The sequence below is a fragment of the Marvinbryantia formatexigens DSM 14469 genome (assembly GCF_025148285.1).
Taxonomy (GTDB): domain Bacteria; phylum Bacillota; class Clostridia; order Lachnospirales; family Lachnospiraceae; genus Marvinbryantia; species Marvinbryantia formatexigens.
This window is the reverse complement of sequence record NZ_CP102268.1, coordinates 1676499-1701089: the sequence shown is the minus strand read 5'-3', so window position 1 is coordinate 1701089 and position 24591 is coordinate 1676499. Positions and strand designations below refer to the sequence as shown.

The window sequence follows — 24591 nt, the reverse complement described above, 5'->3', positions numbered from 1 at the left end:
TTGTTTTTGATGAGCAGTTCCGATTATGCTAATCAATTTTTTGAATACAGACGCTTATTTTCGTAAACAGGCTCAGAGGTGAGCTGCACCGAAAGCCGCTTGAAGGTTTTGATATCGACCGCCGACAAAATGACGGTGGTGTGTACCTGGCAGCCTGCCAGCTTTGGAATCTGCTCCAGCGCAAGCTGCGCCGTTTTGCTGGTGGCGGCGCTGATGGAGAGCGCAATCAGTACCTCGTCCGTGTGCAGACGCGGATTTTTGCTGCCAAGGTATGCCGTCTTCAGCCGCTGGATAGGCTCTATGGCGACCGGGGAAATCACATGCTCCTCGTGGGGGATGCCCGCCAGCTCCTTGAGCGCGTTCAGCAGAAGCGCCGCGGAAGCGCCGAGCAGCTCCGAGGTCTTTCCGGTGACGATCTTTCCATCTGCAAGCTCCATTGCAGCCGCCGGACCGTCCGTTTCCTCTGCGCGTGCGAGCGCTGCGCCCACCACGCGGCGGTCGTTTTTGGAAATGCCCGCCTGGTTCATAATCAGCTCGATTTTAATTGCCTCATCCTCCGGCTTGGAGCCGCTTGCCAGCTCGCTCAGCGCATGGTAATAGCGGCGGATGATTTCCTGACGGGAGGCTTCCTGGCAGACTTCATCGTCGCAGATGCAGTTTCCCGCCATGTTTACACCCATGTCAGTGGGGGATTTGTAGGGGCTGACGCCGGAAATTTTTTCAAAGATGGCGTTCAGCACGGGGAAAATCTCCACGTCGCGGTTGTAGTTTACGGCTGTTTTTCCGTATGCTTCCAGGTGGAACGGGTCGATCATGTTCACATCGTTTAAATCGGCGGTTGCCGCCTCATAAGCGAGGTTTACCGGGTGCTTCAGCGGGATATTCCAGATGGGGAAGGTTTCGAACTTGGCGTAACCCGCCCGGATGCCGCGCCTGTGCTCATGGTAAAGCTGCGAAAGACAGGTCGCCATCTTACCGCTGCCGGGTCCCGGAGCCGTCACGACCACAAGGGGACGGGAGGTTTCAATATAATCATTTCTGCCGTAGCCCTCGTCGCTGACGATTAACGGGATGTTGCTCGGATAGCCCGGAATGACGTAATGCGTGTAAACGCGGATGCCGAGCTTCTGCAGACGGCTGCGGAATAAATCGGCGCCGCTCTGCCCGGCGTACTGCGTGATAACGACGCTGCCGACATACAGACCACGCTCCTCGAATACGTTAATCAGACGGAGCACGTCGGAATCGTATGTGATGCCGAGGTCGCCGCGGATTTTATTTTTTTCGATATCTACGGCGCTGATTGCAATGACGATTTCTGCCTGGTCGGCAAGCTGCATCAGCATCCGCAGCTTGCTGTCCGGCTCAAAGCCCGGAAGCACGCGCGAAGCGTGGTAATCGTCATAGAGCTTGCCGCCGAATTCCAGATAAAGCTTGTTGCCAAACTGACTGATGCGCTGACGGATGTGCTCCGACTGCATCGTCAGGTACTTGTTGTTGTCAAATCCAATGTTCATAATCGCTGTCATCCTTTATATTCTGGTAAAGTTGTGTGCTGCTGCCATGAGGAAGCCGTGCAGGTTCAGAAAATCTGCGATTTTCTTCGCTCACGGGCTTGCGCCCTATGAAGCCGCTGCCACTTCCGCCCGGTTATGCAAGCATACCGGTCGGTTGTGTCACCGTCTTCGCACGGCTTGATGCCTACTTGAACATGATATATCATATCGCGCCACATTTCCAGCTCTTTTTGTCGGATTTTTAGAAAGATTTTAGAAATTGCAGAATCTTTTTTGAAAGTGAATATTGATTTCTGGGTGGAGAATCCTTATACTTATGTGGGGAGATTTACAAAAAGATTTTGAAGAGTTTTATATACAAGGAGGAAAAAATGGATAATAACCAGAATCGTGGTCAGGGTCCGAATGGTCCGGGCGGCGGTCCGAATAACGGCAATAAGCCGCCGAAAAATAATCAGACGATTATGATTTTTCTGATTGTGACAGTGGTTACCCTGATTATTATAGGAATGTTCAACTCCCTGTCGAGAAGCACGACGACGCAGGAAATTACCTATAATAAGTTCATGGAAATGCTGGAGAACGACCAGATTAAAAGCGTGGAGATACAGTCGGGACAGTATGTGATTACGCCTAAGGTGCGCGGCGTCACATATTATACCGGAGCTGTCGATGACCCGAAGCTTGCGGAAAAGCTTCTGGATGCGGGAGTGGACTTTAATAAGGAAATTCCCGACATGACAGCCGATATCATTTACAGTATTCTGACGTTTATGCTTCCGCTGGTATTTATCTGGGTGATTATGGCGTTTGCCATGCGCAAGATGGGCGGCAGCGGCGGTGTGATGGGCATCGGAAAGAACAAGTCGCGTGTGTATGCGCAGAAGGAGACCGGCGTTACGTTTAAGGACGTTGCCGGACAGGATGAGGCAAAGGAATCGCTGCAGGAAGTCGTTGATTTCCTGGAGAATCCCGGAAAGTATTCCAAAATCGGCGCCAAGCTGCCGAAGGGCGCGCTGCTTGTGGGCCCGCCGGGTACCGGTAAAACGCTGCTTGCAAAGGCGGTTGCCGGGGAGGCGCATGCGCCGTTCTTTTCGCTTTCCGGTTCGGAATTTGTGGAAATGTTTGTCGGCGTCGGCGCATCGCGTGTGCGCGAGCTGTTTGAGGAGGCAAAGAAAAACGCTCCCTGTATCATTTTCATTGATGAAATCGATGCCATCGGTAAGAGCCGTGACAGTCATTTCGGCGGAAATGATGAGCGCGAGCAGACTTTGAACCAGCTCCTTGCGGAGATGGATGGTTTTGATTCCGCTTCCGGTCTTCTGATTCTGGCGGCGACCAACCGTCCGGAGGTTCTGGACCAGGCGCTTCTGCGTCCGGGACGTTTCGACCGCCGTATTGTTGTCGATAAGCCGGATCTGAAGGGGCGTGTGGACGTGCTGAAGGTTCATGCGAAAAATGTGTCGATGGATGATACCGTGGATCTGGAGGCGATTGCACTTGCTACATCGGGCGCGGTTGGTTCTGACCTGGCAAATATGATTAACGAAGCGGCCATCCTCGCCGTAAAGAATGGCAGAAGTGCCGTCAGCCAGAAGGATTTGTTTGAGTCAGTGGAGGTCGTTCTGGTAGGTAAGGAGAAGAAAAACAAGATTCTCAGCCAGGAGGAGCGCCGCATCGTTTCCTACCACGAGGTGGGACATGCGCTTGTCAGCGCTCTGCAGAAGGATTCTGAGCCGGTACAGAAGATTACGATCGTGCCGCGCACGATGGGTGCGCTTGGTTACGTCATGAATGTGCCGGAGGAGGAAAAATTCTTAAATTCAAAGGCGGAAATCCAGGCGCGCATCGTAGAATGCGTGGGCGGACGCGCGGCGGAAGAAATTGTGTTTAACAGTGTGACGACCGGCGCGGCGAACGATATCGAGCAGGCGACCAGGCTGGCGCGGGCGATGATTACCCAGTACGGTATGTCCGATAAATTCGGAATGGTCGGACTGGAATCACCGGCAAACCAGTATCTGGACGGCAGAAATGTTTTAAACTGCAGCGATCAGACGGCTGCCGAGATAGACAAAGAAGTTATGCGCGTTATCAAAGAGGCTTACCAGGAGGCTCTGCGCCTGCTGCGTGAGCACAGAGAAGCGCTGGATAAGATTGCCGATTTCTTAATCGAGAAGGAGACGATCACCGGAAAAGAATTTATGGATATTTTCCATCAGGTAGAGAAGGAAGCGGCGGAGAGAAAAGCGGCCGGCGTGACGCCGATTTACGAAACGCGGGCAATCGGAACTTCCGCTCCGGATGAGACAGAGGCGAAAGCTTTGGAAACAGAAAACCAGCAGAGCGCGGCGGATGGCAGCGTCATCAGCCTTGCCGGACCGGTTTCGGAGGATACGCCGGAGACGAACGCACAGGACGAATAATTTTTTGCTGAAATCATTTATAATGTAATGAAAGGGACGCCCTTTTATGTCTTGCATTTCAAACCAAAAGCTGATATGCTTGGTTCTGGAAAGTACATGGCATGAGGGTGTCCTGTTTTTTCCTGTCCGTTCATGGGGCAGATATTCGGACCGGATGCGGCACGAAGGACCGTATGCAGCGTACAGGAACGGATGCAGCACACGGGCCCGGATGCTCCATACAGGCCTGGATGTCGAAAGCACGATGCGCCGCAGACCGCTGCGGAATGCTGGCTCCAAAAGAGTGGAAATCCTCCTGCCTGCTGCGTTTACACTGATTGAATATGAGGAGAGAGAGTATGGAACAATTATTTGCTTTGTCGGTCTGCCTGCTTGCAGGTCTTTTAATGTCGCGTGTTGTGAAGAAGTTAAAGCTTCCGGCTGTTACCGCCTATCTGGTGGGCGGTATTCTGATAGGACCGTACTGCCTGGGACGTCTCGGCATCCGGGGGCTGGGCTTTGTTTCCAATGAAAATGTGGTGGAGTACAAGATTATATCAGAGGTGGCGCTCGGCTTTATTGCGTTTTCCATAGGAAATGAATTCCGGCTTTCCCAGTTGAAGAAAACCGGAAGACAGGCGACGGTGGTTGCCTTTTTTGAGGCGCTGACAGCCACCTTTCTTGTAACGATTGTGATGATTCTGCTTCATATGGTGCTGGGGGATAAGCTTTCGCTTCCGGCGGCGCTTCTGCTGGGCGCGATTGCCACGGCGACAGCGCCTGCCGCGACTCTGATGGTTGTGCGCCAGTATAAGGCAAAGGGAAGTCTGACGGATATTCTTCTGCCGATTGTCGCCCTGGACGATGCTATTGCGCTGGCGGCGTTTGCGATATTCAGCGGGATTGCGGGAGCAATCAATATGGGACATTTTGATCTGGCATCGGTTTTGCTGGCTCCGATTCTGGAAATCATTTTTTCACTTGCACTGGGTGCAGCGCTGGGAGCGGTGCTCACCTTCTGCGAGAAATTTTTCTACTCGAACAGTAAACGTCTTTCTATCTGTCTGACGTTTGTGCTGCTCGCGGTGGCGATTTCCATGCTGGAGCTGAACATAGGCGGAATGACGGTCGGTTTTTCCAGCCTGCTTGTCTGCATGATGCTTGGCACGGTATTCTGCAATATGTGTAATTTCTCGGAAGAGCTGATGAGCAAGACGGACCAGTGGACCGCCCCGGTCTTTATCCTGTTCTTTGTGCTCAGCGGTGCGGAGCTGGAATTCAGCGTGTTCACAGATGTTGCCATTGTCGGCGTGGGCATCGTTTACGTATTGGTGCGTTCGCTTGGAAAATATATCGGCGCTTCTGCTGGGTCGAAGCTGATGAAGTGTGACGATAAGATTGTGAAATATCTTGGAATTACGCTGCTGCCGCAGGCGGGCGTCGCGCTCGGCATGTCGCTTGCAGCGACGGAGACGATGGGTGAGCAGGGGATTCTTGTGCGGAACATCACCCTTTTCGCCGTTCTGATTTATGAGCTGGTCGGACCGATGTTTACCAAGATTGCACTCACAAAGGCGGGCGAAATCTCCGTGAAGCCGGAGGTCGTCAAGCGCGTCAACACCGGCAGAGAGCGTCACGAGCGGTAGCATAGAGCTGTCCGTGCGCAGAAGGTTATGGGCGGACGCGGACAGACAGGCAGCTTGCAGCAGAGGCTGGTTTTCTGTTGCCATGCATCCGAAGGAAGCTGCCGGTGGCAGGTCCTGTAGGTCCGGATCGTAGCCGGATGGATTGCAGAACGAAAGTTATGGAGGCGGGGGATACAGAACATGAAGGAATACGAAGTTGTATGGGAAATTTTTAATCTGTGCTCCAACAATCAGATGCGCGATGTTTTTATCGACGAGATTCAGATTGCGGACACAGAAGAATATGTGAAGAAGAAATTTGCCGGCAAGGAGGTTACTTATGAAAAAAGTGTCCTGGAAAACGGCACCATCATATATGACATTATGACCTCCGGGATTCATCAGAGGATGTCTTTTACAGAAATCTGATGATGCAGAATCGCGGAAATGCGCAGCGCGCAGCAATCCGAAGACATCCGAGTTTTGGGGGGTGCTCCCCGGCATTATACAGAGAATGGAGAAAAACATGAGTGATATTCTGGAATTATACCGTGAGCAGGGCGTCAGTGAAGCTCTTTTAAAGGACATCGCGGCATTCAGAGAAAAATATCCGGTAGAGGCGGCGGTGAGTGAAAGAGTCATGCGCCCGGAAATCCGCTTTTACGGAAAGGAAATTTTTGAAATGGCGGCGACGGCGCTGCTGCAGGGAGAAAATATTCTGCTGTCGGGCACCAAGGCGACCGGAAAAAACGTGCTGGCGGAAAATCTTGCCTGGGCTTTCGGGCGGCCGGTCTACAATATTTCCTTCAATATTAATACGGACAGCGCATCGCTGATCGGCACGGATACCTTCCGCAACAACGAGGTCTGCCTGCGGCGCGGACCGGTGTACGACTGCGCGGTATACGGGGGCTTCGGCATTTTTGACGAAATAAATATGGCGAAAAACGATGCTGTCTCTGTGCTTCACGCGGCGCTGGATTACCGGAGGATGATTGATGTGCCGGGCTATGAGCGGATTGTGCTGCACGATGCGGCGCGTTTCATCGGCACCATGAACTACGGCTATGCCGGGACAAAGGAGCTTAATGAAGCGCTGGTCTCCCGCTTTATGGTGATTGATATGCCGCCGATGAAGGAGGAGACGCTGCTGGATATTCTGACAGATATTTTTCCGGATGCAAAAAGAGAAGGGCTGCTGCAGCTTGCCGGTTTCTTTATGGATTTGCAGCTGAAGGCGTCACATAATGAAATTTCTACAAAGCCGCTGGATCTGCGCGGTCTGATTGGTGCAATCCGTACTATCCGGGCGGGTCTTTCCCCGGCGGCAGCACTGCGCATGGGCATGGTAAATAAAAGCTTTGACGTGTTTGAGCGCGATATGATTGAGGATATTCTGGAAACGCGTATCCCGGAGGGCTGGGAGAGCAGCGAGGTTTTTGAAGGCGTGCGGAAGATATGACGGCGAAGGAGCCTGAAACAGGAACGGTGTCTTTGCCGTACAGCTTATGTGATATCGGGGAATGCTATGAATTATGATATAGAAGAATACCGGGTGGAGATTGAAAACCGCATCAGAAACATGATGTGGACAGTCAGCGGCGATTATTCGCTGAAGGTGAAGCCCGATGTGGAGGCGTTTGCGAAAAATAAATATCTTGCGCTCTACGATGCCATCAAGCAGGGAGCTTTCGCGCGATATTTTGATGCGGACGCGCTCGGCATGTATCTGCTGAAAAAACGCTATTACGGCGCGGAGGAGGCTCCGCTGATGAGCATTGCGCAGCTCTGCGCGGACGCAGCGTCCTATCCGCGAATCGCGGCGGAGCGCCCCGGTGTGCGTCAGGTGCGCGAAAAAGCGTTTGAGGCGATGCTGGAGCATGAGTATCACCGGATGAACCAGTCGTTTATGGGAAGGGTGAAAATATCCTTCATCCGCGATTTTTTAAATGGAAAAGGGCGCGATGAAAAACGCATACAGGATGTAAAGGACGTGCTGTATGAGCTGGAGCAGGCGGCGGATACGATGGAAATTATCCAAAGGATTGACTGGATTTATAACCAGTTTATCGATAAGAGCTTTGTGCGTAAGCACGGCGACCTTGCGCATGTGCTCGCAGCGGAGCTGGAGGAGATTGTCCGGGACGGCTGGCAGGATTTCCTGGATGAGGACACTTATGAATCTGTGATGGAGCAGTTCCTGGAGAATGTCAACCGGCAGGTCACTTCGCTGGAGGAGCTGCAGGAGGAGACGGAAAAGCAGCGCGGGAACGGCAGAAAGATAGTCGTGCTGGATGAAAAAGCGATTGCCCGGATGCACAGCTATATGGAGCTGAATTTTGGACGGTCTTACTTAAACGAAGCGCAGCAGGAGCGCCTGACGCGGCGGCTCTGTACGGGAGCGCACGCGGACTGCAGCCTGTATTATACGGACGGGATTCTGGAAAATCCGGTGCTGGTCAATGCCCAGTATGTGAACGCAAAGAAGCAGGCGGACCGCAACCGGCTGCTCTGGCACAACAGCAAAAGCGTGGTGAAGCGCAATATCGACGTGATGATGGCGAGCCTTAAAAGGGCGCTGACGCTTCAGAGCGAGGCGGACGTGATCCGGGCGCAGTTCGGGCGCGTGGTGCCGAACCGCCTGTGGAGAGTCGGGCGCACGGAGAGCGGAAAGCTGTTTGACCGGGAAATCCGGCAGAACAATGCGGAGTATGTGGTGGACGTGCTGATTGACGCCAGCGGTTCTCAGCGTGACCGGCAGAGCCAGGTGGCGCTCCAGGCGTATATCATCAGCCGTGCGCTCAGCAATGTAAATATTCCGCACCGCGTGACGGGGTTCTGCACCTTCTGGGATTATACGGTGATGCAGCGGTACCGGGAATACGACGCGCCTGCGAAGGATGATGAGAAGGTTTTTTCTTATACCACCTCCGCCAACAACCGCGACGGGCTTGCCATCCGGGCGGCGGCGGATTCGCTGGCGCAGCGGGAGGAAGAGAACAAAATACTGATTATTTTAAGTGACGGCAGACCGAACGATGTAATTGTAAACCGCCCGAACAGCCGCAATCCGGCGATTTACTGCGGAGAGTATGCGGTGCAGGATACGGCTCTGGAGGTGCGCAGGCTGCGGAACGCCGGGCTGTATGTGCTTGGCGTGTTTGCCGGAAAAGAAAAGGACCTTGCCGCGGAAAAGAAGATTTTTGGAAAGGATTTCGCCTATATCCGCGATATCCGGAATTTCTCAGCAATCGTCAGCCGCTATCTGCAGAAACTGCTGGAGGAGCAGGTCTAATTATTACAAAAGTATTATATAAAGCAATAGAATATGAAATCCGGGAAATTCCAGTATTTATAATATATGGAATCCCCGGATTTTTAATTTCTTAAAAAAATTTTAATCTGGTGTTGACATGAAATGTAATATATGTTAAGATGTGAACGTAATAAATTTAACAATTTCGTAATAACTTGAGGGATAGATAGTTGGAGGTTAGATAAGCAATGAATAAGGGAATGAAAAAACATGTGATGAAAGCGGCAGCCTGTTTCCTGGCGGGAAGCATGACGGTTGGTATATCTGGTATGGCGGCGATGGCGGCCGGGGAATCACTTGTAGGCATCGGTTCTGTTTCCCTGGAAAGTGTAGAAGAGACAGAAGCGCCGCAGGAGACAGAGGCGGCTGATACCATAGAAGAGACAGATGCGGCGGAAGCTCCGGCAGAGGAGACTGCGGCAGAAGAGACAGAAGCAGCGCAGAGTCTGGTAAATACGATTGCGGTTGCTCAGACAGGGGAGGATTCTTACATAAATATCCGCACGGAGCCGAGTACGGAATCCGACATCGTCGGAAAGCTGTATGACTGCAATGCGGCAACGATTCTTGGCGAAGAAGGCGAATGGTATCTGATTCAGTCCGGAAACTGCCAGGGATACGTGGCAAAGTACCTGCTCACTACCGGAGAGGCAGCAGCGCAGGTGGTTGCAGAGGTTGGAACACCGGTTGCGCAGGTAAATGCAGAGGCGCTGATGGTGCGTGCGGATGCATCTACGGATGCGGATGTTATCGATATGGTTACCGCAAATGAGATTGTATATCTGGAAGAAGATCTTGGCGGATGGGCAAAGGTTTCCACGGAGAACGGCACAGGTTACGTAAGTGCAGATTATGTAAGCTATGCGACATACCTGCCGCAGGCGGAATCCGTTGAGGAGGAAGCAGCCAGAATCGAAGCGGAGAATGCAGCATGGGAAGCTTACCTTGCAGAACAGGAAGCGGCTTATCTGGCGGCGGTTGCACAGCAGGAGGCGGAGTACGAGGCTTATCTTGCACAGCAGCAGGCAGAGTGGGAAGCACAGAACCAGGCGTGGATAGAGTATCTGGAGAGCCAGGGACAGTACGCAGATGATGCGCAGGCAGCGGCAGACCAGGCGGCAGCGGACCAGGCATATTACGACCAGGTAGCGGCGGACGCGCAGGCGGCAGCCGACGAAGCATACTGGTCCGGCGATGCAGACGCGGCAGCGGCGGCACAGGCGGCAGCAGACCAGGCGGCAGCCGATGCACAGGCAGCGGCAGACGCAGCGTACCAGGCACAGGTAGAAGCAGATTCAGCAGCGCAGCAGGTAATCAGCGATGCAGGTCTGGATGCTTCACAGGTTACCACAGACGGCACATCCTCTCTGAGACAGCAGGTTGTTGATTACGCGCTCCAGTTTGTTGGAAATCCGTATGTATGGGGCGGCACAAGCCTTACAAACGGTGCTGACTGCTCCGGATTTACACAGTCTGTCATGGCGGATAACGGTGTCAGCATCAGCCGTACCGCGGGACAGCAGTCACAGGGCGGTACTTCCGTAGACCTCAGCAGCATCCAGCCGGGTGACCTGTTATTCTACGAAGGAAGCGGCGACTACGGCATCGGTCATGTATCCATGTACATCGGCAACGGTCAGGTGGTACATGCGAGCAACTCCACAGACGGTATCATCGTATCCGACGTCAACTATCGTACACCGGTAGCGGCAAAGAGCTATTTAGATTAATACATAATATAATGAATAATAAATGCTATGCAAAAGGTTCGCCGATTGCATAGCATTTTTATTGCTTAGCTATTTATTGCTTTGACGGTTATCTTCTTTCTTTTTCTTATGTTCTTCCCGCCACTTTTTACTCCACCATGTACCAGCCAGTGAGCAGCTGCCACCACATGCAACAATTACAGCAAAAATAATAAATGTAGACAACTCCATTACTTATACCTCCTTTCGCGGGCAAACCAAAGTTAGATTATAAATCCTTGCCAACAAGGACAGTATAATTTATTTCGTTCTAAATGTCAACTATTTCATACTAAAAGTAATAAAAAAATCTTGCTCGCCGATTCAGTGACAAGCAAGAATGGTTTTCGCTATTCAAGTTTTTTATAGATTAGAATTGCAACAACTTCAACTGTAAGCACAATATCGTAAATCCATTGAATACAACAGGCGGTTGTAATATAGTTTACGGTTATGTGGGAAGATAGTTTTGCAAATCCATTCACAAGAAGAATAAAAACAATCATGGCGATAATACTTGCTTTTCCGATGATAGCACGCCCTCTTTCATCTCGTGATGATTTAATGAGGAACAATACAATCAAGGCAACTGTAATCGGCAATCCGTACCACGCTCCTACAATAAGCAACGTTCTATTGCTAATGATTTCATTTATTAAAGCAATCATTTTTCTACCTCCGAAAAATCAAATAAATCCTCGATAGTCACATCAAAAACCTTTGCAATACTGTATGCCAGCAGCATAGACGGATTATAGCGGTTTCGCTCAAGCTGCATAATGGTTTGACGGGATACCCCAACTAAATCGGCAAGTTCCTGCTGTGTCATTCTTTTTGTAGCCCGGTAAATATGGATTTTACTTTCAAACTTGTATCTGTCTTTACTTGCCACTGGTACACCGCCTTTCTTGTTTTTTATTGTCACATAAACATGAATATAATATATTTTTGGTGTTTTGTAAACTCGTTGTCAGCGGGATTCTTTTCACTTTTGCACATTATCGTTATCGTAAAAAATGAAGTTCAAGTAGTAGAAAGAAGAAAAAGAATCTGGTATAATTATTAATTATTATATACACGGGATGGAAAATTATGGATAGTATAAATAATTTTGATATACTCATTTGTGGTGAGTCAACAGATGAATATGCATGAATTTAAGATTGTTTTAGATAATTTATCTGCAAAGATTTGTAAAATGACAGAATTAATAATGCATTATAATGGCAATTTGGATGTAGATAAAATATTAGAATAAAAGAGAAGTTATACTTATAAAGGATTAGCCTTTCATATAAGATATTCGATTTAGACAATAATATCAGTTTATAAGACTTGACCCGTTTGTATTGAATATGTATATAACTGGAATAAGAAGGAGATATTCGTGGCAGAAAAACAAAATATAGAATGGAAAGAATCCTGGCGTGATGAGTATTTGAAATGGATCTGTGGTTTTGCAAATGCTCAGGGCGGCAAGATATATATTGGCACTGATGACAATGGAAATGTTATCGGGATACCAGATAGTAAAAAGCTGTTAGAAGATATCCCCAATAAAGTTCGGGATATTCTCGGTATCATTGTGGATGTTAACTTGCTTACACAAGAGGACAAGGATTATATTGAAATCTGTGTTAATCCGAGCAGCTATCCGGTCAATTACAAAGGAGAATATCATTATCGGAGCGGCAGTACAAAGCAACTTCTCAGAGGAGCAGCTTTGACAGAGTTTCTATTGTCTAAAACAGGATATAAATGGGATGCCGTTCCGGTAGATGGAGTTACTGTTGAAGATTTGGATAAAGAAAGTTTTGATATTTTCAGGCGGGAGGCCCTGCGGAGCGGCCGAATGACGGAAGAAGATTTAAATATGAGCAATGAACAGCTTTTGGACAGCCTTGGTCTTTTTGAGCAAGGCAGACTGAAACGTGCGGCAATTCTTTTGTTTCATCGCAATCCGGAAAAATGGGTTACAGGTGCGTATATCAAAATTGGATATTTTGGAGAAGGTTCTGACCTGCGTTATCAAGACGAGATTCATGGCTCATTATTTATACAGGCAGACAGGGTTATAGAATTGATTTACCTGAAGTATATGAAGGCAATGATTTCTTATGACAATGTTACCAGAATTGAAACATATCCGCTTCCGAAAGCGGCTGTCAGGGAGGCGGTATATAATGCGATTATTCATTCTAATTATGCAGCATTAGTTCCGATACAGATTCGGATTCATGAAGATGCTGTGTATATCAGTAATGATTGTGTATTTCCGGTAGGCTGGACAGTGGAAACATTGATGGAACGCCACCGTTCGCAACCTTATAATCCTAATATTGCTAATGGATTTTTCCAGGCAGGATATGTAGAAACATGGGGACGTGGGATAGAGAAGATATGTGAAGCTTGCAAAAAGCATGGTGTTCCTTTGCCGGAATATAAAATTCATTTAGAAGATATTATGGTAAAATTTACACCTTTATTGAGCTCTAAAGTGCCAAAAGAACAAAATGACACTTTAAGTGGCACTTTAAATGGCACTTTGGAAGAAAAGATATTATTGCAACTCAGCAACAGATTGCGCTGGAGATTGACTGTTCTGAACGAAAAGTAAAACGTCTTATGAAAGCAATGCAGGAAGAGGGCATTATTGAACGTATCGGCGGTCGGAAATTAGGACAATGGATTGAAAAATAAAGGTCACTTTGACAAGACATATGAAGAAAAAGATTCCGCTTAAACAGAAACTCTATCTGCCGGAATATTTCAAGGGTAATGTAGTTCAATCATTTCAAAAAGAGTCTGACCAGAGATTATTGTATTGGGATTTTGAAAAAGATCTTGATGAAAAGATAAAGATACAGATAGAAATACTTCTGAATGAAATCGTAAGAACAATAAAAAACAGAGAAGATAGATGAAACAGGTACTTGCTTCCGTTAAAGTGCCTGTTTTGTATTATAAAGATGAGCATAGCTGGATGAAGGTGCCGGATACTACCAGAAGTATCCCTGTTCCTGTCATCTTGCATTGGCTTGTTCTGAAATATTCGGATAGAAATCGTATACATATAGAAAATCTGCTTTTCTTGAATGATGGTAAGAAATTTACTGCTGAAGGCTTTCAAAATGCAATCATGAAAGAGTGCAGAAAGGCCGGTATATTGACAGATGAGTATGTGTTTAAAGGAAACGGCTATCAGAAAGAATTGTGTAAAGCATTTTATAGGAACGGTACTTTGATTCAGACAATCCGTGATTATATGGAGTATTCAACGGATGAAATTGTAAAGAAAAATATTGGACTGGTTGATGGAGAACTGGCTAAAAAATTCATGGAATCCTCCTTGCTTTTCAAAAAAATTCACGGGATTATCTTGAAAAAAGCTTGACCGGTTGTAACAATCGGATAATATAATCGGTAGTATCAAATATTTCACTTCAGAAAATTATAGAAGCAATTTGTCAAAAATGAAAGAAATGTGAGGTGTCAAAATGAATCGCGAAATGTTAGAAAAACTGACAAAGTTATTTGATGGCGCAGACAGCAGACTGCAGGAGACGGACCCGGAATGGGTGGAGATTACGGCTCATTTTTCCCAATGCGAAACGGTAAGTGCAAGCAGGCTGACAGAAAAAGAAAGGGCATTGTGTATTCTCTCTGCCCTGCTGGGATGTCAGGGCATGGGAGAATTTCGGAATATGCTCCATGCGGCGCTGAATGAAGGGGTTGATCCCATTGCAATCAGGGAAGTCATTTATCAGGCCACAGCCTATCTCGGCATCGGGCGGACGCATGATTTCCTTATTGCCGCAAATGAGATTATGGAGCTTCACGGCGTGAAGCTGCCTTTGGCATCCCAGGGTACAACAGACGAATCCACACGTTTTGAAGCCGGACTTGCAAAACAGGTTGCTCTGTTCGGACCAGGTATGGAAAAGGTACAGACAGACGGTCCGGCGCTGCGCCGGAATGTCAACCGCTGGCTGGCGGATAATTGCTTTGGCGACTATTATACCCGTATCGGTTTAAATGACCAGGAGCGGGAAATGATTACCTTCTGTTTCCTTCTGGCTCAGGGTGGCTGTGAAAACCAGCTCCGGGGACATGCTGCAGGAAACTTCGGCGTGGGCAACGACAAGGAAAAGCTGTACAGCGTAGTGGAACAGTGTATGCCTTATATCGGCTATCCCCGCACCTTAAATGCCATGAATATCATCGATGAAGTGGCTGCCAGGATGGAAAGCCAGAAATAGGGCTGTGAGGATAAGAAAATATTTCGGAATACGACACGGTCTTTTCTATGAAATTTGGGAATATTTGACCCCAAATGGGTTCGCAGAGTAAAGGAGGATGTAATGGACAGACCATATATTATATGTCATATCTTAAGTGCACTGGACGGTAAAATTGCCGGAGCTTTCGCAGGAACAAAAGCGGCACAGGCGGCGAGTGAAGAATATGCCCGTATCCGTTCTGCATACCGGGCGGAGGCATGGCTGTACGGCACAACAACGACCAAAGAGTTTACGCAGTACAAGAAGCCTGTTTTGGAGCCGGACTGCCAGGATGTGCCGGATGGCGACTATATTGCGGATACCAATCTCAGATTTTATTATATTTCACTGGATACGGCAGGAGAAATCGGCTGGGAATCCGGAATCTTTCAGAAGCCTGGCAGACCCGGTGCCCATGTGATTGAAATTTTGACAGAAGAAACACCGGCGGCATATCGCGCTTATCTTCGGAAAAAGGGCGTTTCCTATATCATTGCGGGTGATACTTCCCTGGACTGCAAAGCTGCCACGGAGAAGTTGAAACGGCTGTTTATGATCAATACAATTCTGATCTGTGGCGGAGGAACCGTCAACTGGACATTTATACAGCAGGGTGTTGTGGATGAACTCAGTCTGATTCTGGCTCCGGCCGCAGACGGCGATCCTTCTACTCCTACCGTTTTTGAGAAATCTGAATTGCTTGCCGTGACTGCGCCGGTAGAATTTCAACTGAAAAATGCAGAGCAATTAAGGGACAGTGGTGTCTGGCTGACGTATCTCGTTAAGTAAGAAACAAAGCAGGTACGGGGAGGGGAGGATACTGTGCGTTGGATATATACCGGAAGTGTTGTTATTCTGCTGCTCTGTATGGTCTTGTTTAGCGGATGTACTGCTGGGAGTGAAACACCAGAGGAATCTGCTGCACCGCAGATGATGCAGCCTTCGCAGTCAGAGAAAACGGATACGACTGCATCTGATACAGAAGATATTACTTATGAGTATATAACCGGGGAACTCTATACCAGGAGGGATGACAATCAAATTTACGGCGTTATTTATATCCCACAGGGAGCTGCTGAACAGATGCCTGCGGTTATCTTCTCACATGGATTTGGCGGAAACTATCAGGTCGGAGAGCAATATGCAGAAGCTCTGGCCGCGAAAGGCTATGTTGTTTATTGCTTTGATTTCTGTGGCGGCAGTCCTGAAAGCCGGAGCGATGGCTCCACATTGGAAATGTCTATTTTTACGGAACAGGCTGATCTGGAGGCTGTGATGGCTATGATTCAAAGCCTGGACTATGTGGACCGCGATAATCTTTTTTTGATGGGAACCAGTCAGGGCGGTGCTGTATCAGCAATTACAGCTGCAGCTCATAAGGATGAAATCAGAGGAGCGGTTCTTTTATATCCTGCTTTTTGTCTGGTTGATATGATGAAGGAGCGGTTTGAGAGTGTAGAAGATATTCCGGATACCTTTTTTTCAATGTGGATGACAATAGGGCGCCCTTATGCGGAACACTTGCTGGATTATGATATCTATGAAGCAGCCGCAGGCTATGATAAAGACGTTTTACTGATTCATGGAGATGCAGACAGCATCGTTCCTCTTTCTTATTCAGAAAAGGCGTTGGAGATATATGATTCTGCCCGCCTGGAAATTTTACCGGGAGCAGGACATGGGTTTTATGGTGAGGATGCGAGACAAACGATAGAATGGACGCTGGAATATCTGAATGAACATAAAAACTGATTGAAAGAAGCATGAAATAATTTTTTATGACGATATTTACGAACAGACTATTGTAGAGGTGATTCCATTAGGTCATGCAGAAACAGGGGCCGAGACAATGAGAAATGAATCCGGGACAGTACGTTTGGAATTGGTGGGAGCGGAAGAAGAATCAGAGAATAAGTAAGAAAATTCTGAAATAAAATGGTGCATCCATAGTATCGGCGCGCTGCTCTGACATGTTTGCTGTTGCACGGAAAAATGCACCGTGTTAAAATAAACATAGGTTTACCTGCCGGGCGGTCTGTAAAAGGACCGCCGGGGCAGAGGAGTATAAGGAACTGCGACTGGAAAGGGAGCAGAGAGGCGCCTGCCGGAAAGGATGGGGCTATGCCGAGAACGATTGGAATAGGAAAGCAGGATTTTGAAAAAATCCGGGTAAATAATAACTTTTATGTGGATAAAACCCGCTTTATAAAAGAGTGGTGGGAGCGGGACGATGACGTGACGCTCATTACCAGAGCGCGCCGCTTTGGAAAAACACTGACCATGAGCATGCTGGAAAAATTTTTTTCACGGAAATGTGCGCGCAGAGGGGAGCTTTTTCAGGGGCTGTTTATCTGGAATGAAGAGAAGTACCGGAAGCTGCAGGGAACATATCCGGTGATTAATCTGTCGTTTGCCAACGTGAAAGAAAAAACGTATCAGACGACCGTGCAGAGAATCGGACAGCTTCTGGCGGATTTATATAATGAAAACCGCTTTTTACTGGAGGGGGATTTGCTGTCTGAAGAGGAGAAGGCGTACTACCGGAGTATTTCCATGAATATGCCGGAGGTGACGGCTACTATGGCGGTGCACAGAATGTCCTCTTTCCTGGCGCGGTATTATGGGAAAAACGTGATTATTCTGCTGGATGAATATGACACGCCCATGCAGGAAGCCTTTGTGGACGGATACTGGAACGAGCTTGCGGCTTATACAAGAAGTCTGTTTAATGCCACGTTTAAGACAAATCCATATCTGGAGCGCGCAATTATGACCGGCATCACCCGTGTCAGCAGGGAATCCGTGTTTTCGGATCTGAATAATCTGAAGGTGGTGACAACGACCTCGGAAGAATACGCGGACTGTTTTGGATTTACGAAGGAAGAAACGGCTGAGAGCCTGAAGGAGTACGGATTGTCGGCGCAGATGGAGCAGGTGGAGCGGTGGTACGATGGATTTACCTTTGGAAGGGTACGCAATATATACAATCCCTGGTCGATTGTAAATTATCTGGACAGGCGGGAGTTCGGTCTGTACTGGACAAATACCAGCAGCAACAGTCTGATTGCGAAGCAGATTCAGGAGGGAAACCGGGAGCTGAAAATAGATTTTGAGAGACTAATGCGTGGGGAAAGTCTGGAGGTGCGGATGGATGAACAGATTGTATACGACCGTCTTTTAGAGGATGAGACTGCGCTCTGGAGTCTTTTGCTTGCCAGCGGCTATCTGAAACTGGAGGATTACCGGATTGAGGGGGAAGGAACGGATAACTGGACGCCGGTTTATACGCTTGCGCTTACAAATCTGGAAGTGAAGCTGATGTTCCGGACGATGATCCACAACTGGTTTGGAACCGTTTCGTCGGATTACAACGATTTTATCAGAGGTCTTCTGCAAAAGGACACGGATGCCATGAATGAATATATGAACCGCATTGCGGTATCGGTGTTCAGCTTTTTTGATACCGGAAAGAATCCCTCCAAGAAGACGGAGCCGGAGCGCTTTTATCATGGTTTTGTGCTGGGGCTGATGGTGGATCTGGCGGATTCCTATGAAATCAATTCCAACCGGGAAAGCGGCTTTGGCAGATATGATGTGGTGCTGTTTCCGAAGAGAGCAGGGCTGGATGCAATTCTGATGGAGTTTAAGGTGCGCAATCCGAAAAAAGAAAAATCCCTGGAAGAGACGGCTCAGGAGGCGCTTGCCCAGATTAAAGAAAAGCGGTATGCAGAAGAACTGGTGAAAAGAGGAATCGCCCCCGAATGTATCCGCAGCCTGGGATTTGCATTTGAGGGGAAAAGGGTGCTGATAGAGGAGCAGCCTTATTCTTTCTTGCATTTTCCCCATGAATGAGCTATTATTTGATATAGTCTGAGGGCAGAGCCGTATCCTTTGTGTTTCTGCCCCCGCTGTTTAGAGATATGGAGGGTATATGAGCGAATATGTAAGTGCTGCCGAGCTGTTCGGCGAAAATGTGTTTAACGACAAGGTGATGCAGGAGAAGCTGCCAAAGAAGGTTTATAAGGAGCTTCACAAGACGATTGACGATGGAAAAGAGCTGGACCCGATGATAGCCGAGGTGGTGGCGGGAGCCATGAAGGAGTGGGCGATTGAAAAGGGCGCCACGCACTATACGCACTGGTTCCAGCCGCTGACGGGATTTACGGCGGAGAAGCATGACGCGTTTATCACGGCGCCGTCGAAGGATGGTTCCGTGCAGATGGAGTTTTCCGGGAAAGAGCTGATAAAGGGCGAGCCGGACGCGTCCTCCTTTCCCTCCGGCGGTCTGCGGGCTACCTTTGAGGCACGCGGCTATACCGCCTGGGACTGCACTTCCCCGGCATTCGTGCGCCAGGATGAGGGGGGAGCAATCCTCTGCATTCCGACGGCGTTCTGCTCCTACACAGGTGAGGCGCTCGACCAGAAGACGCCGCTGCTGCGTTCTATGGAGGCTATCCAGACGCAGACGCTTCGCCTGCTCCGTCTGATGGGCAACACCACGTCAAAGAAGGTAAAGCCGTCGGTCGGCGTAGAGCAGGAATATTTTATAGTAGACCGCGAGAAATATTTAAAGCGCAAGGATTTGATCTTTACCGGACGCACGCTGTTCGGCGCGATGCCGCCGAAGGGGCAGGAACTGGACGATCATTATTTTGGCGTTATCCGTCCGCGAATCGCATCGTTTATGCGTGATGTGAATGAGGAACTCTGGAAGCTCGGTGTTTCCGCAAAGACGCAGCACAATGAAGTTGCCCCAGCGCAGCACGAGCTTGCGCCGATTTATGCGGAGTGCAACGTGGCGGCGGACCATAACCAGATTATCATGGAGACGTTAAAGCGCGTGGCGGAGGCGCACGGGCTGCAGTGCCTGCTCCACGAAAAACCGTTCGCGGGCGTAAACGGTTCCGGCAAGCACAATAACTGGTCGCTGACGACGGACGACGGCATCAATCTGCTTGACCCTGGCAAGACGCCGCATGAGAATATCCAGTTTCTGCTGATTCTCACCTGCATTCTGCGCGCGGTGGACCGTCATGCGGATCTTCTGCGCGAGTCTGCGGCGGATGTGGGAAACGACCATCGTCTCGGTGCGAACGAAGCGCCGCCTGCAATCATTTCTGTATTTCTGGGCGAGCAGCTTGAGGATGTGCTGGCGCAGCTTATCAGCACGGGCGAGGCAACGCACAGCATTAAGGGCGGTACCCTGCACACCGGCGTAAAGACGCTGCCGGATTTTGCGAAGGATGCCACGGACCGCAACCGTACGTCTCCGTTTGCGTTCACCGGAAATAAATTTGAGTTCCGTATGGTCGGTTCCAGAGATTCCGTTGCGGAGTGCAACGTGGTGATCAACACCATTGTCGCGGAGGCGTTTTCTGACGCCTGCGATGTGCTGGAGGCAGCGGATGATGTGCAGATGGCGGTTCATGACTTAATCAAGCAGTATGCGAGCGAGCATCATCGGATCGTGTTTAATGGCAACGGTTACTCCCAGGAGTGGGTGGAGGAGGCCGAGCGGCGCGGACTGCCGAACATCAAGTCGATGGTGGAGGCGATCCCGGCGCTCGTAACCGATAAAGCAATCGCACTGTTTGGAAAATTCGGCGTGTTCACGGAGGCGGAGCTGCGCTCCCGCGTGGAAATACAATATGAGGGCTATGCGAAGGCGCTGAATATTGAGGCGCGCGCCATGATCGACATTGCAAGCAAGCACATTATCCCGGCGGTGCTGCGCTTTAACCGCAATCTCTCTGATACGGTAAATACCATGAAAGAAGCGGGCGTTGAGGTTCATGTGCCGCTGGAAATGCTGCGTCAGTCGAGCCGTCTGCTTGCTGCAGCAAAGACCTCTCTGACAAAGTTGGAGGAAGTGACCGACAAGGCGGCAAAAATGCAGCCGGGCCAGGAACAGGCAACTTATTATTATGAGGTGGTTTCCAAAGCGATGGAAGAGCTGCGCGTGCCGGTAGATCAGCTTGAAATGATTGTTGATAAGGAAGAATGGCCGATGCCGTCCTACGGTGATCTGCTGTTTGAGGTATAGAACCGGGCTGAAAAAATGTTAAGAGGAAGCAGATGCGTGAAGGCGTGTCTGCTTTTTTCTGTTGCCATGCACAAAAAAGAAGATGATTTTCACCGGAAAAGAAGCTATAATGAATAAAAGACGTCTGATTTTCCGGAAAGCGAGGGACGGCAGGGTGAGTGAGGCAACTGTTGCAGAAAAGAAAAAGAAAGCGGCGCAAAGAAAGCCGCGGTTTCAGCATAAAGTGCTGGTGAGTATTCTGGTACCGGTGGTGGTTTTCTGCATCGTGACCAATCTGACCATCGGCGCGCTGTTCGGGCATGAGCTTATGATGAAGAAAGTCGATACCGAACGGGGATACCTGTCCGTGATTTACTCGTATCTGGAGGATGCGAAGAACAATCTGGACACGCTGGCGCTGTATGCGGAGGGAAGTTTGGCGGTGCGCGGCGCTCTGAAGAACAGCAGTCTGGAGAGTGTTCGGGCAAAGAGATATGCGCTGGACGCGCAGGAAAAGCTGGCTACCGCGCTGAGCGCAAGTCCGGTGGAGCGTTATGTGGACAATATGTTCCTGATTAACAGAGCCGGCGTTAAGATTGTGGTTACGTCGGGCACGGGTGTGGTTCTGACGGACCAGATTCTGGAAAGCCCGCTGTTTGAAAAGGCGGAAAAGGGAAGAAATGCGGTTGCAGAGATTACGGAGTCGGTAGTGGATAAGGGAGAGCGAAAGCTTTCTTACCTGTACCCGCTCGATATGGAGCAGAACAGCTTTCTTTATATAGAAGTAAGCGACCGCATGATTACGGATTTGCTGGCGCCCTATGCTGATGCGGCGGAGATTGTGATTCAGAGCACGGACGCCGGCGATGCGTGGTATTCGTCGCCGGAAATGGAAGAGCACATAAAGGATAGAAGCATAACGTCGCGGTATTATGAAGAGAAAACAGAGTTTACGCCCTTCGCCCTGTCCGTCGCGGTGCTGATTGACGCGGGAATCTATTCAATGGAGAACCGATACGTATTCTGGGTGCTGCTGACAACGGTGATCCTGGTCATCTGCATGGGACTGGCGGTATCCAGGCTGATTTCCAGAAGGATTACCCAGCCGCTCGGCAGACTGAGCAGCCATATCAATTATCTGGCGGAGACGAAGCTGCTCACTGTGGACGAGACGATTGAAAAGGGTGAGGACGAGGTGGCGGAAATCGGACGGGAGTTTAATCATCTGGTGCGGCGCATCAATCACCTGATCGAGCAGCAGCGGGAAATGTACGAGCAGAAGCAGAAGCTGAGCATGGACGCCCTGCAGGCGCAGATTAATCCGCATTTCCTTTATAATACGCTGGATTCTGTGCGGTGGATGGCAGTGATACAGAACGCGGATAATATTGCCAATACGGTGATGAGCCTGGAAAATCTGCTGCGGAATATGGCGAAGGGAAGCGGCGATAAGGTTACGCTGCGGGAGGAGCTGTCGCTGGTGCAGGATTATGTAAACCTGCAGCAGGTGCGGTATATGGAAGTTTTTGATTATATCTGTGAGGTTCCGGAGGAGTATCGGGATTATCTGATCGTGAAGATGACTATGCAGCCGATTATCGAGAACGCGATTGTCCACGGTATTGAGCCGACCGGAACCTACGGCGTGATACGGGTGTATGCGCGCGCTGAGGGCGGAGCGCTTTACATTTCCATAGAGGATAACGGGATGGGCATGGACGAAACGGAAATCCGCGAAATCCTGAAAGCGAAGAAGAACAAAAATTCCATGAGCGGGATCGGCGTGACAAATGTGGACGAGCGTCTGAAGCTGATTTACGGTCCGGATTATGGTCTGATTTTTGAGGGAGAAGAAGGGAAATTTACCAGAGTTACCATACATATACCAATGGAAACGGGAAAGGAAGAGAGCGATGTATAAGGTCATGCTCGTGGACGACGAGACGCTGATATTATCCGGGATAAAGTTTCTGATAGACTGGGAGAAAAACGGTTGCGTGATTGCGGCGACTGCGGGAAACGGGCAGGATGCGCTGGAAAAAATCCGCAGACTGCAGCCGGATATTGTGCTGGCGGATATCAATATGCCGGTTATGGACGGAATCACGCTGATGAAGAAGGTGGGCGAGGAGTTTCCGCATATTGTTTTTATTATTCTGACAAATCTGGAGGAATTTGAGCTGGCGCGGCAGGCGCTCCATTACCGGGCGGTGGGCTATCTGGTGAAGAGCCAGCTTGAGGCGCCCGCTCTGGAGAAGGAACTGGAGCACGCGAAGGAGGAGCGGGAAAAAAGAAATCAGCTGATGGTGGTGAATGCGGCGGATTATTTTGAGAAAAAGCAGCAGGAGGACGTCCTCAATAAGGCGCTGCAGGAGACCATTTTCTTCCGCCGGGGCACGCCGGGTGAGAAATATGCGGAATTTCTGAAGGACGCGGGGGTGTTTTACCGGTACGCCTGTTTTTACATTCCGTTTGACTTTGCGGCGATGAGCAGCGGACAGCCGCCGGAAAAGGAAGAGAAGGCAAAGACGATGGAGTGGATACGGGAACTGGCGAAAAAGACGGCGGAAAAAATTTTCCGGCAGAATTATATTTTTCTGGATACCGGCGGGGTGAACAGCCTTGTCCTGTTCGTTTATGCAAGGGGAGACTCCTGGGAGCAGGAGGCGGAGTTTTTCGGGCGGAAGCTGACCAGCACCGTGAAGAATATTACCAGGGCGGAGTGCCGGGTATTCTGTACGGGGCTCTATGAGAATGAGGATGGACTGAAGCAGTGCGCCGGGGAATATCAGACCCTGATGGAACGGTACTATCTGGGAGAGGATGAAGAAAATGGCATTGCCACTGAGCACGGCGGTGAGCACGCAGGCGGAAAGATATCTGCCGGTGAGCACGACGGGAGTGGAAGGCTGTATGCCGGTGAGCACGGCGGGAGCGGAAGGTTGTATGCCGGGCGGACTGGAGAGAACGTGATGTCTGTGGGAAAGCACGCCGACAACGGCGCGGGCGGATATGAATCTCTGGGACTGCAGGGGATCGGACCGCAGCTTTATCATGAGATTATGCGGAAAAATACGAAGGGGATACAGGCGCTGCTTGACAGCGCCAGGACGCGCGTGCAGAATACGAAGCACCAGAAGAGCCAGGCGATCTGGCTTTTAAATGAGCTGAACCGGGAGGCGACCGAGGCGCTGAACGGGCTGGGCATGATGGAAAATTCCTCCTACAGCCGGGTGAGCAGCGCCGCGGAAATTGAAAATATCAATACGCGCAGGCAGGTCCTGCAGTGGCTGGACATGTTGAGAAACACGCTTCTGGATATCGTGGGAAACGGTGAGAATCCCGGAAACCAGATTGCCAGGGGAGCGCGGCAATATGTGTTGGAAAATATCGAGTCCCATGTGGGACTGCAGGAGGCGGCAGATCATCTGGGCGTTTCCGCCGGGTACCTCTCCACCATCTTTAAGCGGGAGTACGGGCAGAGCTTTATCGATTTCATAAACAGCACGAAAATCGAATATGCCTGCCGCCTTCTGGAGGAAAAAGAGCTGATGGTGACGGAAATCGCCTGCCGTCTCGGATATGAAAATGCCTATTACTTTTCGAAGGTATTCCGGAAATACACCGGCATGTCCCCGACCAGCTATCAGAAGCACATGACAGAGGCGGAGTAGAATA

The 24591-nt window shown here is 49.7% G+C and carries 20 protein-coding genes; 16 read left to right on the top strand and 4 right to left on the bottom strand.

The window, feature by feature from the left end; genetic code table 11:
* Nucleotides 1-32: 32 nt before the first annotated feature.
* Nucleotides 33-1517, bottom strand: coding sequence for a DUF1846 domain-containing protein (locus NQ534_RS08290; RefSeq protein ID WP_040782027.1), 1485 nt, complete (start codon nt 1515-1517; stop codon nt 33-35).
* Nucleotides 1518-1888: 371 nt separating this feature from the next.
* On the opposite strand from NQ534_RS08290, the gene ftsH reads away from it, so the two are divergent.
* The 6 genes from ftsH (at nt 1889) to NQ534_RS08260 (ending at nt 10593) form a co-directional block, all read left to right on the top strand.
* Complete coding sequence (gene ftsH, locus NQ534_RS08285) at nt 1889-3943, top strand: ATP-dependent zinc metalloprotease FtsH (protein ID WP_081455565.1); 2055 nt, start codon at nt 1889-1891, stop codon at nt 3941-3943.
* A gap of 338 nt (nt 3944-4281) precedes the next feature.
* On the top strand, nt 4282-5568 hold the full coding sequence (locus NQ534_RS08280; protein ID WP_040782029.1) for a cation:proton antiporter: 1287 nt from the start codon (nt 4282-4284) through the stop codon (nt 5566-5568).
* 180 nt (nt 5569-5748) lie between these two features.
* Entirely contained in the window at nt 5749-5976 is a 228-nt protein-coding gene (locus NQ534_RS08275; protein ID WP_006860700.1) for a hypothetical protein, read from the top strand.
* Between the two features lie 85 nt (nt 5977-6061).
* Nucleotides 6062-7009 (top strand): AAA family ATPase, encoded by a 948-nt coding sequence (locus tag NQ534_RS08270; RefSeq protein ID WP_006860701.1) that lies wholly within the window; start codon nt 6062-6064, stop codon nt 7007-7009.
* Between the two features lie 66 nt (nt 7010-7075).
* Nucleotides 7076-8842, top strand: a complete 1767-nt coding sequence (locus NQ534_RS08265) for a cobaltochelatase CobT-related protein (RefSeq protein WP_006860702.1) — start codon at nt 7076-7078, stop codon at nt 8840-8842.
* A gap of 209 nt (nt 8843-9051) precedes the next feature.
* Nucleotides 9052-10593 (top strand): C40 family peptidase, encoded by a 1542-nt coding sequence (locus NQ534_RS08260; protein ID WP_006860703.1) that lies wholly within the window; start codon nt 9052-9054, stop codon nt 10591-10593.
* 69 nt (nt 10594-10662) lie between these two features.
* On the opposite strand, the gene NQ534_RS08255 is transcribed toward NQ534_RS08260, so the two are convergent.
* From NQ534_RS08255 to NQ534_RS08245, 3 genes are all read right to left on the bottom strand, one after another.
* Complete coding sequence (locus NQ534_RS08255) at nt 10663-10803, bottom strand: hypothetical protein (RefSeq protein ID WP_006860704.1); 141 nt, start codon at nt 10801-10803, stop codon at nt 10663-10665.
* A 158-nt stretch (nt 10804-10961) separates the two neighbouring features.
* Nucleotides 10962-11279 (bottom strand): hypothetical protein, encoded by a 318-nt coding sequence (locus tag NQ534_RS08250; RefSeq protein ID WP_006860705.1) that lies wholly within the window; start codon nt 11277-11279, stop codon nt 10962-10964.
* The gene (locus NQ534_RS08245) at nt 11276-11503 is read right to left on the bottom strand and encodes a helix-turn-helix transcriptional regulator (RefSeq protein WP_040782033.1); all 228 of its coding nucleotides are present in this window, start codon (nt 11501-11503) and stop codon (nt 11276-11278) included. Before NQ534_RS08245 ends, NQ534_RS08250 begins: the two co-directional genes overlap by 4 nt.
* A 495-nt stretch (nt 11504-11998) precedes the next feature.
* Here NQ534_RS08245 and NQ534_RS08240 point away from each other — a divergent pair, with 495 nt between their 5' ends.
* The 10 genes from NQ534_RS08240 to NQ534_RS08195 all read left to right on the top strand — a co-directional run bounded on the left by NQ534_RS08240 (nt 11999) and on the right by NQ534_RS08195 (nt 24587).
* A complete protein-coding gene (locus NQ534_RS08240) occupies nt 11999-13228 on the top strand; it encodes an RNA-binding domain-containing protein (protein WP_006860708.1) in 1230 nt (409 codons plus the stop codon).
* 103 nt (nt 13229-13331) lie between these two features.
* Complete coding sequence (locus NQ534_RS08235; protein ID WP_006860709.1) at nt 13332-13535, top strand: hypothetical protein; 204 nt, start codon at nt 13332-13334, stop codon at nt 13533-13535.
* Complete coding sequence (locus NQ534_RS08230; protein ID WP_006860710.1) at nt 13532-14005, top strand: site-specific integrase; 474 nt, start codon at nt 13532-13534, stop codon at nt 14003-14005. Before NQ534_RS08235 ends, NQ534_RS08230 begins: the two co-directional genes overlap by 4 nt.
* Before the next feature lie 103 nt (nt 14006-14108).
* Nucleotides 14109-14870 (top strand): carboxymuconolactone decarboxylase family protein, encoded by a 762-nt coding sequence (locus NQ534_RS08225; RefSeq protein ID WP_006860711.1) that lies wholly within the window; start codon nt 14109-14111, stop codon nt 14868-14870.
* Nucleotides 14871-14972: 102 nt separating this feature from the next.
* On the top strand, nt 14973-15680 hold the full coding sequence (locus tag NQ534_RS08220) for a RibD family protein (RefSeq protein WP_006860712.1): 708 nt from the start codon (nt 14973-14975) through the stop codon (nt 15678-15680).
* Between the two features lie 33 nt (nt 15681-15713).
* Nucleotides 15714-16643 (top strand): alpha/beta hydrolase family protein, encoded by a 930-nt coding sequence (locus NQ534_RS08215; RefSeq protein WP_242655311.1) that lies wholly within the window; start codon nt 15714-15716, stop codon nt 16641-16643.
* A gap of 369 nt (nt 16644-17012) precedes the next feature.
* Nucleotides 17013-18743: an AAA family ATPase gene (locus tag NQ534_RS08210; protein ID WP_040782036.1), complete on the top strand. Its 1731-nt coding sequence runs from the start codon at nt 17013-17015 to the stop codon at nt 18741-18743.
* 79 nt (nt 18744-18822) lie between these two features.
* Nucleotides 18823-20934 carry a glutamine synthetase III family protein gene (locus tag NQ534_RS08205; protein WP_006860715.1) on the top strand — a complete coding sequence of 704 codons (2112 nt, stop codon included), beginning with the start codon at nt 18823-18825 and terminating at the stop codon, nt 20932-20934.
* Nucleotides 20935-21043: 109 nt separating this feature from the next.
* Nucleotides 21044-22834, top strand: coding sequence for a sensor histidine kinase (locus NQ534_RS08200; RefSeq protein WP_050778274.1), 1791 nt, complete (start codon nt 21044-21046; stop codon nt 22832-22834).
* Nucleotides 22827-24587, top strand: a complete 1761-nt coding sequence (locus tag NQ534_RS08195; protein ID WP_006860717.1) for a response regulator transcription factor — start codon at nt 22827-22829, stop codon at nt 24585-24587. Before NQ534_RS08200 ends, NQ534_RS08195 begins: the two co-directional genes overlap by 8 nt.
* Nucleotides 24588-24591 lie beyond the last annotated feature (4 nt).

Coding starts and splice junctions, on each gene's coding strand:
- NQ534_RS08290 (WP_040782027.1), bottom strand. CDS start 1,517: ATGAACATTGGATTTGACAACAACAAGTACCTGACGATGCAGTCGGAG.
- ftsH (WP_081455565.1), top strand. CDS start 1,889: ATGGATAATAACCAGAATCGTGGTCAGGGTCCGAATGGTCCGGGCGGC.
- NQ534_RS08280 (WP_040782029.1), top strand. CDS start 4,282: ATGGAACAATTATTTGCTTTGTCGGTCTGCCTGCTTGCAGGTCTTTTA.
- NQ534_RS08275 (WP_006860700.1), top strand. CDS start 5,749: ATGAAGGAATACGAAGTTGTATGGGAAATTTTTAATCTGTGCTCCAAC.
- NQ534_RS08270 (WP_006860701.1), top strand. CDS start 6,062: ATGGAGAAAAACATGAGTGATATTCTGGAATTATACCGTGAGCAGGGC.
- NQ534_RS08265 (WP_006860702.1), top strand. CDS start 7,076: ATGAATTATGATATAGAAGAATACCGGGTGGAGATTGAAAACCGCATC.
- NQ534_RS08260 (WP_006860703.1), top strand. CDS start 9,052: ATGAATAAGGGAATGAAAAAACATGTGATGAAAGCGGCAGCCTGTTTC.
- NQ534_RS08255 (WP_006860704.1), bottom strand. CDS start 10,803: ATGGAGTTGTCTACATTTATTATTTTTGCTGTAATTGTTGCATGTGGT.
- NQ534_RS08250 (WP_006860705.1), bottom strand. CDS start 11,279: ATGATTGCTTTAATAAATGAAATCATTAGCAATAGAACGTTGCTTATT.
- NQ534_RS08235 (WP_006860709.1), top strand. CDS start 13,332: ATGAAGAAAAAGATTCCGCTTAAACAGAAACTCTATCTGCCGGAATAT.
- NQ534_RS08230 (WP_006860710.1), top strand. CDS start 13,532: ATGAAACAGGTACTTGCTTCCGTTAAAGTGCCTGTTTTGTATTATAAA.
- NQ534_RS08225 (WP_006860711.1), top strand. CDS start 14,109: ATGAATCGCGAAATGTTAGAAAAACTGACAAAGTTATTTGATGGCGCA.
- NQ534_RS08220 (WP_006860712.1), top strand. CDS start 14,973: ATGGACAGACCATATATTATATGTCATATCTTAAGTGCACTGGACGGT.
- NQ534_RS08210 (WP_040782036.1), top strand. CDS start 17,013: ATGCCGAGAACGATTGGAATAGGAAAGCAGGATTTTGAAAAAATCCGG.
- NQ534_RS08205 (WP_006860715.1), top strand. CDS start 18,823: ATGAGCGAATATGTAAGTGCTGCCGAGCTGTTCGGCGAAAATGTGTTT.
- NQ534_RS08200 (WP_050778274.1), top strand. CDS start 21,044: ATGAATAAAAGACGTCTGATTTTCCGGAAAGCGAGGGACGGCAGGGTG.
- NQ534_RS08195 (WP_006860717.1), top strand. CDS start 22,827: ATGTATAAGGTCATGCTCGTGGACGACGAGACGCTGATATTATCCGGG.